The sequence below is a fragment of the Paenibacillus sp. FSL H8-0282 genome (assembly GCF_037963825.1).
Lineage (GTDB): Bacteria > Bacillota > Bacilli > Paenibacillales > Paenibacillaceae > Paenibacillus_AQ > Paenibacillus_AQ odorifer.
On sequence record NZ_CP150146.1, the window covers coordinates 2,181,995 to 2,196,397 of the forward strand.

Below are 14,403 nucleotides of genomic sequence, written 5' to 3' on the forward strand. Positions count from 1 at the left end.
CTTGATGAATTCATTCATATTTACTTTGAGCTGATAGCTTTAAGCTGATAACCTGCTGCTTGAAGGTTTCGTTCACATCATCTACGGACTGTATAGCGCTTATCTTTGCTTTTTAGCTCCATTTACCGAACTCGCGGACCGTATAGCCCTTATTGTCTGTTTATTGCCTATAAAAGTAGGAGGATTAGCCAAATAGTTGCATCTCAGTCCGTTAACAGAAGAATTCTCTTGAAAATGAACCAATAACGTCTCCTCGGTCCGATAGGCCTTGGTGTTGCTGGATTATATAAAGAAACTGTAAATACTTTTCAGATAGTTTAGGATAAAATTTCATTTACTAAATACGTTTGCGGACTAAGCTATATGTACAGCACACTATACTTTTTCAGATAAATAAACGAAGGCGTGGTAACAAGATGAAATATCTAGTTTCAATACTACTAATTGCTGCAGTGATAGCATCTGGTTGTTCCAATTCCACTCCAATCCCTCATCCAACTTCTAATCAGGAAACTTCTCCTTCTCCTGATCCTTCAGATAACCGCAGAGAAGATACTGTGTTCCTCAACAAAAATATAGGTTGGAAAACAGTCTATCATTTTCAAGGAATGTCACGTGAAGATATGGAGCTTTATACAACTAGTGATGGGGGAGAGACTTGGAAGGAGATTGGGGATAGCTTACAAGCAGGAAGTACTCTTCCTAGCGGGGTGAAATCGGGACTTACTTTTGTTAACGAAAAAGAAGGCTGGATTACAACGAATGTGCCTTGGCAGGGAAAAGTTGGTTTATATAAAACAATGGATGGTGGAGTTACCTGGAGTGAACAGACAGTCACAGTGCCGGATGAGTTAGTAAACTCGCAAATCTATGCTTATCCTCCCCTCTTTCTTACGAAGGATCAAGGAATCTTAATTACTCGGCCCGCTGAAAATGAACATACATTGTTATATATAACGATAGACGGGGGACAACATTGGAAATCATTCCTTGACCATCAAGAGGACCAGTATGTTGGTATCGCATGGACGCTCTCAGAGAGTATGGCGACGGTAAAATACGCAGAGAAAACCTGGACATTAAGCATGCAGAACTATGGAAAATGGTCCCTTTAATCGAAATGTTGGCATATTGCGTTTAGAAAAGACGTACACATCAAATGAAGCGAGGCGTTAACCTGACTCTGGCTGTTATAGCTGTTTATGGGATAACGTTTTGTTTTATCCATTATTCGAAACCGGTTTCAAATGTGCGAGCGCGCCGCGCAATGAAATCAGTAGGAGGAAAAGACGATGTTACGAAAAGGAAAAATGTTAAGTCTATTTCTGCTGTTCACCCTCTTAATTGCTTGGGTACCTACAGGGAGTTCAAGCGCGGCATCAAGCTGGAATCTGGCATGGAGCGATGAATTTGATGGGAATTCTCTGAACACTAATAATTGGTCGGCGGAAATTGGTACGGGTAGCGGGGGTTGGGGAAACAATGAGCTTCAGTATTATACCAGTCGTCCGCAGAACCTGCAGGTAACGGGTGGGAATTTAGTGATTACTGCACAAAAGGAGTCGTATGGGGGGATGAATTATACCTCTGCACGGATCAAAACACAGGGACTCAAAAGCTTCACCTACGGAAAAATCGAAGCTAGAATCAAATTGCCTTCAGGACAGGGGCTCTGGCCAGCATTTTGGATGCTTGGGGCGAATATTGATTCAGTGGGTTGGCCGAAATCTGGGGAAACGGACATTATGGAGCGTGTGAACAATAATGCTTTTGTTAACGGGACGGTACATTGGGATGCCAATGGGCATGCCGAGTACGGTCAGGTGTCTGGTAACCTCGATTTCTCACAGTACCATGTGTACAGCGTGGAATGGGAAGCGAATTATATAAGATGGTTTGTAGACGGCAACCCGTTTAATGCTTTTTATATTGAGAACGGAACTGGGAATACGGAGGAGTTCCAGAAACCTTTCTTCATCCTGCTAAACCTTGCCGTGGGTGGAAATTGGCCGGGAAGTCCAAATGCTTCAACTGCTTTCCCAGCTCAAATGCTGGTTGATTACGTACGTGTGTATCAGGCTGCGCCTACCTCAAGCATTGTTAGTGGTGGGATTTACACTTTAGCTGACAAGGCTAGTGGTAAGGTTCTGGACGTAGTAGATGTATCCACAGCAAGCGGGGCGAAAATGCAGCAATGGACCAATTACACTGCCAATAATCAGAAATTTAAAGTGGAGAGTACAGGCGACGGTTATTACAAGCTTACGGCGGTGCATAGTGGAAAAGTGTTGGATGTGCCGAACTCATCAACCGCGAGCGGTGTACAGCTGCAGCAATGGGATGACAATGGTACCAACGCTCAGCGATGGAGCATTATTGATGTTGGAGGGGGCTATTATAAGCTTATTTCAAAAGTGAGCGGATTAGCCATGGATGTATCCGGAGCATCAACAGCCGATGGTGCAGCAGTTCAGCAGTGGACGGATAACGGGAGTGATGCTCAGAAATGGTTTTTTACGAAAGTGAACTAAAGAAATGCCGCCCCATATCAAATGGGGCTTTTTCTAATCGGTCTAATCGGTCTAATTTGTTTTAAATCGGCTAAAAGAATAGGGGTTAAGTTCAACTGAACAATTTTTATTTTCTGCTTGTTTCTTTTTCGGGTGAGGTGTGGTTTTAAAGGGCTGCTTTTCCGTTTTCTTCGTCTGGTTTTGGCTCTGGTGATTCTCCAAGGGGTTAGCTTTAGGAATTGCTGATATAGGGATGAACCCGCGGAATCTTTATTCCAGCATTTATCATCTCCGGCAAAATGGATGATTTTGTTAGTGAAATCATGGTCCGGAATGTTTGTGTTGAACGAATTAAAACGGATATCAAGGGGGAGGTAATTCCCACCAAAAACTGCATTCAGAACATCCTGATCTGGCATGGTGACATCAGGAAAGGTACGTAGGAAGGTTAGCATTTCTTCGTACCAGTTGGTATTCTGGCGGATATTATGCAAAGAAAATAAAATCACTCCGGAATTAAAATAAAGATCAGGATTTAATCCCTTAGCGCTCACAATATGAGCAACCTCTCTAATTCCCTGGTCCCAAATTGCAGCCAAATACTTGTCATTCAGTTCAACCTGCCATAATTCAGTAATGTCCATATTCACTAATACATCGCAGTCCAGATAGATGATTTTGTCCACGGGTATTAGTGCAGGAAGAAGCAATCGATACATACATGCCTGCGTCCATACATTAATGGAGTTAACATTGGCTAGCACCTGAGTTAGATCATCAGGCATAGTGATTGAATAAAAGCTAAGGGTATGATTATGTTTTGTAGTTAATGCGCTAAGCCTGCGCTTATTAGTTTCACTTAAAGAAACATCATGTAAAATATGAATATGAATTGGGGAACTCGTATGATGAAAAATTGACGCTAGAACGACTCCGGCATGTTCAGCATATTTCCCATCCTTATCTTGAAAAGCCAAGGCGATATCGATCATTTGATTTATCCTCTCTTCACGTTTGTGTACGAATGTACCACAGTATACGTTCGCCTTGATCAGAGGACAGAGACATTAAACCCAGAATATTCACCCAATTTCATGTGAACACCAAAAAACCAAGTGCTGAATCTCAGCAACTTGGTCGGCTAAGGACTTCAATCTTTATTTTCGCAGCTTAATTTGATCTACGTGATGATTGTTGTCCTTATGCATTATAAGATCCGCACGATTTCGGGTGGGCAGAATATTTTGCTGCAAATTAACGTAGTTTATTTCTTTCCAGATCCGCTTTGAAATTTCAATAGATTCCTCTAGAGACAGCTGTGCATATTTTTTGAAATAAGATTGTTCATCTTGGAAGGCAGTATCTCTGAGCTTAATAAACCGATCAATGTACCATGTCTCGATATCGTTCACATCAGCATCCACATAAATAGAAAAATCAAAGAAATCAGATACAAAATAGTTAGGCATATTATGATTATTTGTAATCGCAGTCTGAAGAACATTTAAGCCCTCAACAATTAGAATATCCGGATTCTCAATCGTAATATATTCATCTGGCACAATATCATAAGTTAAGTGAGAGTATACAGGGCTTTGGACCCGCGGCACCCCAGACTTCACATCCGTTAAAAAAGAAATTAAACTACGCGTGTCGTAGCTTTCAGGAAAGCCCTTTTTCGTCATTATACCGCGCTTTTCCAGCTCTGCGTTGGGATGTAGAAAACCATCAGTCGTAACTAAATCCACTTTTGGATGGGAAGGTAATTGTGAGAGGAGTTTTTGTAGGAGTCTGGCCGTAGTGCTTTTACCAACAGCGACACTTCCCGCGATACCTATGATAAATGGACCTTTTTTTAGATCATTGTTCAGAAAGTGATTTATAGACTCATTAAATTTATGAGCAGATAGAAGTTGCAGATTTAGTAAATTGGACAGAGGAAGATAGACTTCGTTAACATCCTCGCTGGAGATTTTTTCATTAATACTTTGGACTTCCATAAGTTCTTCTTCTGATAATTGGATAGCGGTGAAATCGCTTAGTTTTTTCCAATCCTCACGTAAATAAAGTGTATATGCTGAATTATTCACCATTAAATTTTCCACATCCCTGAAGTTTTTAGAGATTTCTTATGCACTTAGGTATTATAACCGTTCATACAGCTTCATTCCATTCATTGTAATCGACATAATTATGGACATTAAGGAGATTGCATTTCAGTAAATGGGAAAATCAATTAAAATATAGAATATTAGGAAGGATGGGGTGGGGCAATGGGAATTTTTCGAAAAGTTGAATTATTGAAGGATTACACACGCACGGAAACGTTCCAAGAAGAGTCAGAGGGAAGGAAAATAGTTATAAGTATTTATTATCCGGATACAGAGGGTGTATTAAATAAAAACGCATCTGCAATGAAATATATGGAGCTTTTCGGGCCCTGTGAACAACAGGCGAGAGAGCTTCTACAAGATATTGGCATGAACATGGAAATCATAAATACATTATCTACCTCAATCAGCGATCGGACCTTTCAAAGCAAATCCAAACGCTCCTATCCAGTCATCATCTACTCACCTGCATTAGGTTTAGATAGAGATATGTATATTTATAATATAGAAGCGCTGGCCAAGCAAGGTTTCATAGTGGTAACGGTCAGTGCTGCGTACGAAGCTATGTTTACTGTTTGCCCTAGTGGAGAATTTATTAATCAATCCGAAGCCATGAGGCAAATAAAAGCTGCGGATTATACCGATTTACATAACTTAATTTCCATTCGAAAAAAAGATATCCAATACGTTCTGGATCACCTGTCCACGCTTAATTCTATGGATAAAGATGTGATGGGCTTATTTGATATGAATAAGATTGGTATTATCGGCCATTCCATCGGCGGTGCTACTGCATTAGATTTAACTATGGAAGACGATAGAATTAAAGCTGCTATTTTATTAGATGCAAGCATGCACTTATATATTGAGAATGAAGAGAAGAACAATACTGTGCCGCTTCTTGTATTAAGGCAAAAGGCCTCGACCTTAAAATCCTTAAGTAATATATTACAGGAGAAACTGGCAAATGATTTCATCAAAGGACAAGAGGCGCTTTTTCAGAATTGGAACGGATATAAATCTTTTCTGAAAATACGAAAGGCTACACATATGTCATTTAGCGATCTGCCCCTTTATGAGGAAGGAGAGAATTTAAAACAAAGAACCTGTGAAATTCATACTTGCTTAAATGAGCTTATAAGTAAGTTCCTTGTGGAGCATCTTTTAGATCAGGGGCAAGGTTATTCGGCATTAATTAGTAGGGTTCATAAAGATTTTTGTGAGATCCATGGTAGTGGAGAAGAAATTCTGTAAATTAGCAATAAACTCTCCTTTGTTTATACCGATAAACATATATAAGGGAGGGAATTATGAATGCATTCTGCTCAGTCTAATGAGAAAATATGTAATCATATTGAAAAATACATAGGTGTTATTGATAATGTTTTTAAAGAAATTATTTCAGGTGTTCTGTCGATAGATATTCTAATTCTTGATCCGACGCCTGAGCGGAACTTCTATACTTTAATTACCTCTGGAATGAGCGAATTACCGATGACGGTGCCAGAAGGTGCAGAAGAATATCAATATGCTGAACTAATGATTTGTCTCCCTCCTACCTGGAAGCTGTCGGATGAGGCTTTTAAGGATGAACGGAATTATTGGCCGATTCGAGCCCTGAAAACAATGGCTAGGTTTCCGCATGAATATAATACATGGCTTTATATGGGGCATACGCTTGTAAACGGTAATCCCGCCCAGCCTTATAGTGAGGATACAGGATTTCAAGGGATGTTCGTTTGGGTTCCAGATGTAAAAGATAAAGCCGGTTTCTTTAATTTAGAAATGAGCCATGAGAAAGTGGTGCACTTTTATACGTTAATTCCGCTCTATGGGGAGGAGTTAGATTATAAAATCAAGCATAGCGAGGAAGAGTTACTACACAAGTTAAATAAGATTGGGGTTACGGATGTTTTGGATCCTTCCCGTAAAAATAGTTGTAAGAAGTTATGGGGACTCTTTTAAATACAAGAAAAAACGGCTGAGAGCCGTTTTTTTATTTTTTGATTCCAAAAGCAATCCAGCGACCATCCACATCTTCGATCACAAATTCCTTGTTATTATAATCGGTGTTTGATAAAGAACGAACAATATGAACACCGGCAGCTTCGAACTCCTTCTCCAACTCTTCTTGCTGCTTCGTAATAAAATAGGCATCGTATCCATAACCGTACAACTCTCGATTGGGAATGACCTTTTGTCCATGGGATTGCGTAAGGATAATCTCTGTATCGTCACGATACAAACAAAGATGTGGTTCTTGTGTATCTAAATAGGGTACAGCTTTAAAACCTAAGTACTGGCTGTAGAAGTCAGCGGTTTGCTCAATATTCAACGTAGGGAAAATACTATGCGATTGTAAGAGCTTTTTGTCCACGAGTGAGGTCATCCTTTCAAAGAAAAATAGATATCCATATATTACCTTAAGATAGAAGTTTCAACAATACACGGAGTTTCCATTAAGCTGAAGATTATTCACGGTTGACATCATCGCTATTCTATAATAATATACATGCATGAGCATGCATTTATAAATATTTTATATAAGATGAACTTAGAAACTCATGTTCACTGGAAGCATTGATCATACTATACTTAGTTTTTTATAAAGAGGAGAGATATCATGAAGGACTTGTTCACCCCGTATGAATTGAAGGATTTGAAGCTGAAGAACCGCGTGGTTATGCCTCCGATGTGTCAGTATTCAGTCTCTAACAAAGACGGAATTGCTACGGATTGGCATTATAATCATTACGTAAGCCGCGCTGTTGGCGGAACCGGATTAATTATTATTGAAATGACGGACGTGGAGCCTGATGGCCGGATTACTGATTTTGATCTTGGCATTTGGTCTGATGAGCAAATTCCTGCACTGGCCAGAATCGTTGAAGCTTGTCATTCTTATGGCGCTAAAGTAGGTATTCAAATTGCACACGCCGGACGTAAAGCAGAAGATGCAGCAGTTCCTGTATCCTCCTCTAACGTTCCTTTTGACGCTGACTCCAAAACACCACGTGCCTTAACAACTGAAGAAGTGAAAGCTATGGTTGAGAAATTCCGGTTGGGCGTGAAGCGGGCGATACAAGCGGGATTTGATGTTATCGAGCTTCATGGAGCGCATGGTTACCTTATTCATCAGTTCCATTCCCCTCTAACCAATCAAAGAACAGATGAATATGGCAAGGATTTAACACTGTTTGGTACAGAAGTCATTCGCGCAGCAAAAAGTGAAATGCCGGAAGGAATGCCATTGATTATGCGTATCTCCGCCCAAGAATATGTTGAGGGCGGGTACGGTATCAAAGAAAGCTTGGAATTTAGTAAAGCTTACAAAGAAGCAGGCGCAGATATTTTCCATATCAGTGCAGGTGGTGAAGGTCCTATCGCAGCTGCCGGGAAACCAGGGACGCATGCAGCTTATCAGGTTCCTTTGGCCAGAGAAATCAAATATGGCTTGAATGTTCCGGTTATTGCGGTTGGCAGATTGGATGAGCCTGTACTTGCTAATGCCGTGATTGGGAATGAGGAAGCTGATCTTGTTGCCGTGGGCCGGGGCATGTTGAGAAATCCATACTGGACGCTGGAAGCAGGGGTCGAGCTTCAGAAAGATGCGGGTATTCCCAGACAATATTCTTTCGGGTTTCCAAGAATTAATGGATAAAGATTAATTTAAATGGTGTGAAGTCTAAACAAAATAATTGTAAAGTGTGGAGGGGCCGGCTTCTTGGAGAAACGGTCTCTCCTCTTTTTTAAAATAAAATAAAGTATAGTATCGAACCTATACTTTATGTATGGTTGTGGATTGTAGTACTATTATATAGAAGGAAAAAATCATGAAAAGCCATACACCCGGGAGATGAATAATAAAATGGGCGACATTCTTAACAATGAACTTATAACGAGTTGGTTGACGTTAACGCATATACAAATGAATGTGACGAATGAATTGGAAGCTAATCTACAAGCCAAACATGGCTTATCCTTAAAAGAATTTTATTTGCTGTTATTTTTGTCGGAAGCGCCGGAGAAGAAACTGAAATTGCAGAAACTCGAAGCTATGGTGGGTTTAAGCCAGAGTGCAGTTTCCCGACTGGTTAGTCGGTTTGAGGCCAAAGGCTGTGGCGCTTTAGAAAGAAAAGCGTGTGATGCTGATCGCAGAAGTATCTATACTGCCTTGACTGCCATTGGCGAAGACAAGCTCCTTCGTGCACAAGATACCTTTCAAGAGACCCTGCTTGCAGCTTTTCCAGAAAAAGATGTGAAAGAGCTTTTGAATCAAATGCTTCGCATGAAGCAACAGTCATGAATTCACAATAAAACCTCTGTTTTGGTAAATGGACCGAATCTCCATTTCCCATACAGAGGTTTTTTAGTGTGGGGCGCTATTTACATCCTACCTGTTCATTCCACTGTTGCTGGGAAAGGCGGTAATAATTATAGTCTTCATGTTCAATCGTAATCTCGTCAAGAAGCTCGAAACCACATTTTTGAATGACTCTATTAGACGGGATATTGTGCTTCAGAGCAATGGCACTTAATACATCGGTAGAGCTATTATCAAACAAATACTTAATTAATCCCTTGGCAGCTTGAGTAGTGTAGCCTTTACCGCGATGATCCTTGGATATGGCATACATAATCTCTCTGTTGGGAACGGGCAATTCATCCTTAATTCCTGTACAACACCAACCAATGAACTCACCGGACTCTTTTAAAATAATGCCTAAACGAAGACGAAGCTCTCCGATATCTCCGCCCGCTGAGATCGCTTGAAGAAACTGCTGGTTCTCTTTTATTTCATAGTTTATTAACCAGTCCAATCGTTGTTCTTTAGGAACATTCCAATCCGGCAAGAATTCAATAATTTCAGGCTGTAGAGTAAGTGCATGAAACTCCTCTAAATCCTCCACGCTATACTCCCGCAAAAAAATATCTTTACAATCAATCGTAAATAAATCACTAGAATTGGCCTTATCATTCACAACCTCGCTCACTTGTACCACTCCTTTATTAACTAACAGATATTTTACCATGAAACAAATGATTGATTTGGTAATATTTGATTATAAAAATTGTTTTCTTTTATTTCACATAAATATTAATTGGTTAATATATTAATTGACTATAAAATATGTTATTATGTTTCGTATAAACGGCAATGAACTAATATTGTTAGGTTTTTAAGATTTCTACTATAAAGATAACAGGTGATCTTCTATGAAAAATGACAACGGTAACAAATTTATTAATGGTAGTCTAATTGCGCATTATAAGTTTGATAATCCAGAGGATGTTGGTCAAGATTTCTCGGGGAACGGCAATGATGGAACCGCTTCAGGTACGAAGCTGCCGGCTATTAAATCCGTAGCAGGTAGACAAGCTGTTTCGCTTGCTGGGGGAGAACATGGCACATCCTATATTTCATTACCTAACGATCTGCTTAAAGAGGTCAGTGACCATACAGGAATTACGATTTCGACCTGGATGTATGTAAGCAAAGCTTCAAGCTTATGGGAAAGAATTTTTGATTTTGGTAAAGGTGAAACAGGACCTTATCTTTTTGTAACCCGCAATTTACGGGGCACTTGTTTTGCAGGGGAAGACTTAATTGCAGATCCAGGGAAATCCTTTGCGACTGATGAATGGGTACACGTTTCCTTTGCAGTTACAGGCACAAAAGGTGGAACACTAAGCAGTGCAGGTCCTGTGATGTATGTAAATGGTGAAGTAGTTGCGGATGGAATGATCAGCCAAACCTCGAGTGGCACATATGCTAAGCTGCGCACATGGTTTGCTACTTTTGAAGACCAACTGAATTATAGCAATAATACAATCGGGAAATCCCAGTACGCGGCAGATGTTGATTTTGGCGGCTATATTTCGGACTTCCGTGTATATAAAGCAGGCTTAACTCAAGATGAAGTGATTGAAATTATGTGCGAATCTTTGACGGATGAAGATATCGTTAAGCTTGCAAAAGATAAATACTTAACCTTCCCAAGCTCGATTATTACCAAAGATATCGAATTGCCAGCTTCGCTGATGGGCGGGAAAGTTGACGTATCTTGGGTATCCAGCGATACCAAAGTTATTTCTAATGAAGGCGTTGTGAATAAAGGAGTTCAATCTGCTCATGGTGTAACACTTACAGCACATTTGAAAAAGGGAGCTAGTACAGTAGAAAAGAGCTTCACGGTGTCTGTGCTTCCGGAAGATTTGCCACCTTACACTTTAACGATTGACGGCAATCAGGAGATTTTGGATGTTAGCCAAATTCTATATGGTTTATTCTATGAGGACATTAACAATGCAGCAGACGGTGGGATCTATGCAGAGCTAGTGCAGAACCGCTCCTTCGAATCTTTTGCTTTTGACAGCTATTCGCATGTATGTGGTGTACATGGTGCTTCCACCGGAAGAAATTATACACCTCTTCACGCATGGTCTGGGGATACAGACCAAATGACTGTCCATAATACAGGCGGATTAAACGATTTCTTCGGCATCGATGATAAAGATATGAATGCGCATTATGTGACGGTAGCGGATGGCGCGACGATTAATAATAGAGGTTTTGCCGATTCCAATCAGCACTGCTCGATGTTTATTCAGGAAGATGCCAAGTACAACTTCACGATTTGGGCGAAGGCAGAAGCAGCGGGCACAATTACCTTGCAATTGCTCGACAAAGACGGTAAAGCCATCAGCGATACTGCAGTTGTTGAAGTAAACGGTGACGGCAGCTGGAAGAAGTATGGTGTCGATTCAAAGCTTGTATTAACAGGATCTGAAACTGTGCTTGGTCAGCTGGCTTTAACCTTTAACGGTGAGATCTCCATTGATATGGTTTCCTTAATTCCTGATGACGTTTGGGGCGCTGGTGAAGAGGAACGTTCTGCTACAGCTCATGCTAACTATAAAGGAAATTCAAACTATAGATTGCGAAAAGACTTAGTGAATGCACTCGTTGACCTTCATCCTACCTTCCTGCGTTTCCCTGGGGGTTGTATTTCTGAAGGTTCTCACATTTGGGAGAACGTGTACGATTGGAAAGAGTCCGTCAACGATATCGAATTGCGCAAAGAGAACTATAACGTATGGGGCTACATGATGACCATGGGTCTTGGATATATGGAGTATTTCCAATTAGCCGAGGATTTGAACGCAACACCACTTCCGGTTATGGCCTGCGGCGTACTCTGTCAAGCTCGTTCGGATTATGCGAATCCAGCTGGCGGTGCGTTAAGAGATTATTATGTGAAGAACTTTACGGATCTGATTGATTTTGCGATTAGCATGGATTTTGACAATAATGAGTGGGCTGCATTGCGTAAAAAGATGGGCCATGAAGCAGCGTTTGATCTGCGTTATTTGGGTGTGGGGAATGAAAACTGGGGTACAGAGTTTTTCGCCAACTTCGAATATTTTAAAACAGTGATTGATGAGTATATGGTGAAGAACTATCCTGATCATGAATTGACTATTCTCTCTACCGTGGGTGCACAGGCAGATGATGATGCTTACCAGCAAGGTTGGAAATTCCTAAGCGGAAATTTACAGGGCTCGGAAAAAATCAGCTTTACGGATGGTACATCGAGCATCGAAGAGACTGTTACCTGGTACGAAAAACAAAAGAACTACATGGATACCATTGCGGATGAGCATTACTACCGTTCCAATGAATATTTGTTAGAGAATGCTGATCGTTACAACTACTATTACAGAGCCTATAAGGAAGACGGCAGCTTGGATGAGGCTGAAACTTCAAAGGTTTTTGTGGGTGAATATGCTTCCACAGATAAAAACACATTGGCAGGAGCTGTTGCTGAGGCGGCGATTATGTCCAGCTTCGAGAATAACTCTGATGTGATTAGATTGGCAGCAACGGCACCGTTGTTCAACAAGGTTCTGACAGATGGCACCTATAGATGGACACCGGATTGCATCTGGTTCGATGATGAAACCGTATGGTACACACCGAACTATTATGTTCAGCAGCTGTATGCTAAATACCTGGGAACCAAAGTGGTTGGCACCTCATTTTCGACTTATCGCAACGGGGAGAAGGTAGACCTCATTCCTCATGGAGGAATTGAAGTGGCTGCCGGGAAATCAGCTGTGATCGTGAAACGGGTGAAAGTGACTTCGAATGTAGATGGCAGTGTATGGTTGGATCAAGATTTCACGCAGCCGCTGGATGAAGCTTGGAAAGTGATTCCTGGCTCTGCCGGATATACGATTGATCCTTCCAAAGGTCTGGTATTGAAAGCGCAGAATGGCGGATTGAATGGATTGTATATCCTTAATGACGCGTGGACTAATTATAAAGTAGAGGTTGTAGCTGAAAAAGCTTCTGGCGAAGATGGCTTCTATGTAGGCGCAGGTCTGACAGAAATCTCACCGGAAAATAAAGATGTTATCGAATATGCAATTGGCTATAATGGCGATGCCACAGGAGTCAAGGTGTACAAGCAAGGGATTGAGGCTTATACTCTCGGCGATTATTCCTCTAGTACCGCTGCTGGTAACCTTAGAGCCAGTTGCTATGAAGAGCTTGCGGATCATACGGAATATACCATCACCGTTAATTATGGCGGAGCAGATGGCAAACATTTGATTTGCTCTTATACAGATGGCAAGGTAACAAGCAAAGTACTGGATTATAAGCTTGAGGCTTATAACAGAGAGGTATACAATTCCGTAACTAAAGATGATAAGCATCTTTATGTGAAGCTTGTAAATGCGGATGGTGTAGAAAAAGCAACGAAGCTTGATCTAAAAGGCTTAAAAGTAGCTGCTACGGGTAAACGGATTACCTTAACCGGAGACGCCTCGCTGGTTCACACACCTAATGTGAACAGAAAAAATGATGAGAAGGTTACACCAGTTGAAACGGAAATCGTAATTGATAAAGACACGGCAATTGTGAAGCTAGCTGCCAATTCCGTGAATGTGATTGTTCTGGATCTGATTTAATAGAAAATATGCTGTTCAACACGCGCCGATCTTTTTGTTCGGCGCGTGTTGTTGTTTAACAAGCCTCTAAATCGGTTGATGATTATATAGAGAGAACTGCCCACTTGCTTGATGAATCTCAGAATCTATCTTACACTGGTGAAAGTACAATCACCGACTGACCCTCCAGCCCGCGATCCTCCCAGATGTTTTATCCACAGTTGCCTTCATTACTCCAGAATACAGTGCATACCCTAGCCCCTAAAAAGGAGAACGATAAAATGATGAAATCATTCAAAACGGACTGGAAAGCAAATCTGAAAAATCCTCAAACGATTATGGCCTTGTTTACTTATCGTTATGGAAATTGGGTGTATTATCGAGTGAAGAATGGCATCGTGCGAAAACCTTTGTGGCTTTTGTATCGAATAATGGATGTGCTTTTTGTCCGTATTCTTGCGAATGGCGAGCTTCACGCTCAAGCTCAAATTGGTGACGCGCTTCATTTACCGCATGGTTTAAATGGGATTATCATTAGTCCTAAAGCGGTGCTTGGAAGCCATGCTACTATTTTTCATCAAGTGACTATTGGCGGGAGAAATAACTTAGGAGAGCCAGTGATTGGAGACAGAGCTTTTATTGGAGTAGGCTCCAAGATTCTTGGACCGGTTGTCATTGGTAACGATGTTAATATCGGGGCCATGTCTGTCGTGGTAAAGGATGTGCCGGATAACGCTTCGGCTGTAGGTATTCCTGCTAAAAATATATTGCGGAGTGAACCGAAACCAGAGAATACAAGATAAAGACGTTAGGTTCTAGTACATAGG

The 14,403-nt window shown here is 41.0% G+C and carries 12 protein-coding genes; 8 read left to right on the top strand and 4 right to left on the bottom strand.

The window, feature by feature from the left end:
- Positions 1 to 416 precede the first annotated feature (416 nt).
- Together NST94_RS09365 and NST94_RS09370 are read left to right on the top strand one after the other, a co-directional pair.
- Positions 417 to 1,115 carry a hypothetical protein gene (locus NST94_RS09365; RefSeq protein WP_339281895.1) on the top strand — a complete coding sequence of 233 codons (699 nt, stop codon included), beginning with the start codon at positions 417 to 419 and terminating at the stop codon, positions 1,113 to 1,115.
- Between the two features lie 177 nt (positions 1,116 to 1,292).
- Positions 1,293 to 2,531: an RICIN domain-containing protein gene (locus tag NST94_RS09370; protein ID WP_280752698.1), complete on the top strand. Its 1,239-nt coding sequence runs from the start codon at positions 1,293 to 1,295 to the stop codon at positions 2,529 to 2,531.
- Between the two features lie 17 nt (positions 2,532 to 2,548).
- Here the strand turns inward: NST94_RS09370 and NST94_RS09375 are convergent, their stop codons facing one another.
- Positions 2,549 to 3,502: a glycosyltransferase family 8 protein gene (locus NST94_RS09375; RefSeq protein ID WP_076184303.1), complete on the bottom strand. Its 954-nt coding sequence runs from the start codon at positions 3,500 to 3,502 to the stop codon at positions 2,549 to 2,551.
- Positions 3,503 to 3,667: 165 nt separating this feature from the next.
- Positions 3,668 to 4,603: a type I pantothenate kinase gene (gene coaA, locus NST94_RS09380; RefSeq protein WP_076124954.1), complete on the bottom strand. Its 936-nt coding sequence runs from the start codon at positions 4,601 to 4,603 to the stop codon at positions 3,668 to 3,670.
- A 180-nt stretch (positions 4,604 to 4,783) separates the two neighbouring features.
- On the opposite strand from coaA, the gene NST94_RS09385 reads away from it, so the two are divergent.
- Both NST94_RS09385 and NST94_RS09390 read left to right on the top strand, forming a co-directional pair.
- A complete protein-coding gene (locus tag NST94_RS09385; protein WP_076301286.1) occupies positions 4,784 to 5,875 on the top strand; it encodes an alpha/beta hydrolase in 1,092 nt (363 codons plus the stop codon).
- A 60-nt stretch (positions 5,876 to 5,935) separates the two neighbouring features.
- Complete coding sequence (locus NST94_RS09390) at positions 5,936 to 6,586, top strand: suppressor of fused domain protein (RefSeq protein WP_076124958.1); 651 nt, start codon at positions 5,936 to 5,938, stop codon at positions 6,584 to 6,586.
- A 31-nt stretch (positions 6,587 to 6,617) separates the two neighbouring features.
- On the opposite strand, the gene NST94_RS09395 is transcribed toward NST94_RS09390, so the two are convergent.
- On the bottom strand, positions 6,618 to 6,998 hold the full coding sequence (locus tag NST94_RS09395) for a VOC family protein (RefSeq protein ID WP_076301285.1): 381 nt from the start codon (positions 6,996 to 6,998) through the stop codon (positions 6,618 to 6,620).
- A 246-nt stretch (positions 6,999 to 7,244) separates the two neighbouring features.
- Here NST94_RS09395 and NST94_RS09400 point away from each other — a divergent pair, with 246 nt between their 5' ends.
- Both NST94_RS09400 and NST94_RS09405 read left to right on the top strand, forming a co-directional pair.
- Positions 7,245 to 8,282 (top strand): NADH:flavin oxidoreductase/NADH oxidase, encoded by a 1,038-nt coding sequence (locus NST94_RS09400; RefSeq protein ID WP_076124961.1) that lies wholly within the window; start codon positions 7,245 to 7,247, stop codon positions 8,280 to 8,282.
- Between the two features lie 195 nt (positions 8,283 to 8,477).
- Positions 8,478 to 8,927 carry a helix-turn-helix domain-containing protein gene (locus NST94_RS09405; protein WP_256720936.1) on the top strand — a complete coding sequence of 150 codons (450 nt, stop codon included), beginning with the start codon at positions 8,478 to 8,480 and terminating at the stop codon, positions 8,925 to 8,927.
- 76 nt (positions 8,928 to 9,003) lie between these two features.
- Here NST94_RS09405 and NST94_RS09410 read toward each other — a convergent pair whose 3' ends face one another.
- Positions 9,004 to 9,615, bottom strand: a complete 612-nt coding sequence (locus tag NST94_RS09410; RefSeq protein ID WP_254857033.1) for a GNAT family N-acetyltransferase — start codon at positions 9,613 to 9,615, stop codon at positions 9,004 to 9,006.
- A 223-nt stretch (positions 9,616 to 9,838) separates the two neighbouring features.
- Between NST94_RS09410 and NST94_RS09415 the strand changes: the two genes are divergently transcribed.
- Both NST94_RS09415 and NST94_RS09420 read left to right on the top strand, forming a co-directional pair.
- On the top strand, positions 9,839 to 13,597 hold the full coding sequence (locus NST94_RS09415) for an alpha-L-arabinofuranosidase C-terminal domain-containing protein (RefSeq protein WP_076301284.1): 3,759 nt from the start codon (positions 9,839 to 9,841) through the stop codon (positions 13,595 to 13,597).
- 260 nt (positions 13,598 to 13,857) lie between these two features.
- Positions 13,858 to 14,379: a serine acetyltransferase gene (locus NST94_RS09420; protein ID WP_036679239.1), complete on the top strand. Its 522-nt coding sequence runs from the start codon at positions 13,858 to 13,860 to the stop codon at positions 14,377 to 14,379.
- The last annotated feature ends 24 nt before the right edge of the window (positions 14,380 to 14,403 follow it).

Coding starts and splice junctions, on each gene's coding strand:
- NST94_RS09370 (WP_280752698.1), top strand. CDS start 1,293: ATGTTACGAAAAGGAAAAATGTTAAGTCTATTTCTGCTGTTCACCCTC.
- NST94_RS09405 (WP_256720936.1), top strand. CDS start 8,478: ATGAATAATAAAATGGGCGACATTCTTAACAATGAACTTATAACGAGT.
- NST94_RS09420 (WP_036679239.1), top strand. CDS start 13,858: ATGATGAAATCATTCAAAACGGACTGGAAAGCAAATCTGAAAAATCCT.
- NST94_RS09385 (WP_076301286.1), top strand. CDS start 4,784: ATGGGAATTTTTCGAAAAGTTGAATTATTGAAGGATTACACACGCACG.
- coaA (WP_076124954.1), bottom strand. CDS start 4,603: ATGGTGAATAATTCAGCATATACACTTTATTTACGTGAGGATTGGAAA.
- NST94_RS09365 (WP_339281895.1), top strand. CDS start 417: ATGAAATATCTAGTTTCAATACTACTAATTGCTGCAGTGATAGCATCT.
- NST94_RS09415 (WP_076301284.1), top strand. CDS start 9,839: ATGAAAAATGACAACGGTAACAAATTTATTAATGGTAGTCTAATTGCG.
- NST94_RS09400 (WP_076124961.1), top strand. CDS start 7,245: ATGAAGGACTTGTTCACCCCGTATGAATTGAAGGATTTGAAGCTGAAG.
- NST94_RS09390 (WP_076124958.1), top strand. CDS start 5,936: ATGCATTCTGCTCAGTCTAATGAGAAAATATGTAATCATATTGAAAAA.
- NST94_RS09375 (WP_076184303.1), bottom strand. CDS start 3,502: ATGATCGATATCGCCTTGGCTTTTCAAGATAAGGATGGGAAATATGCT.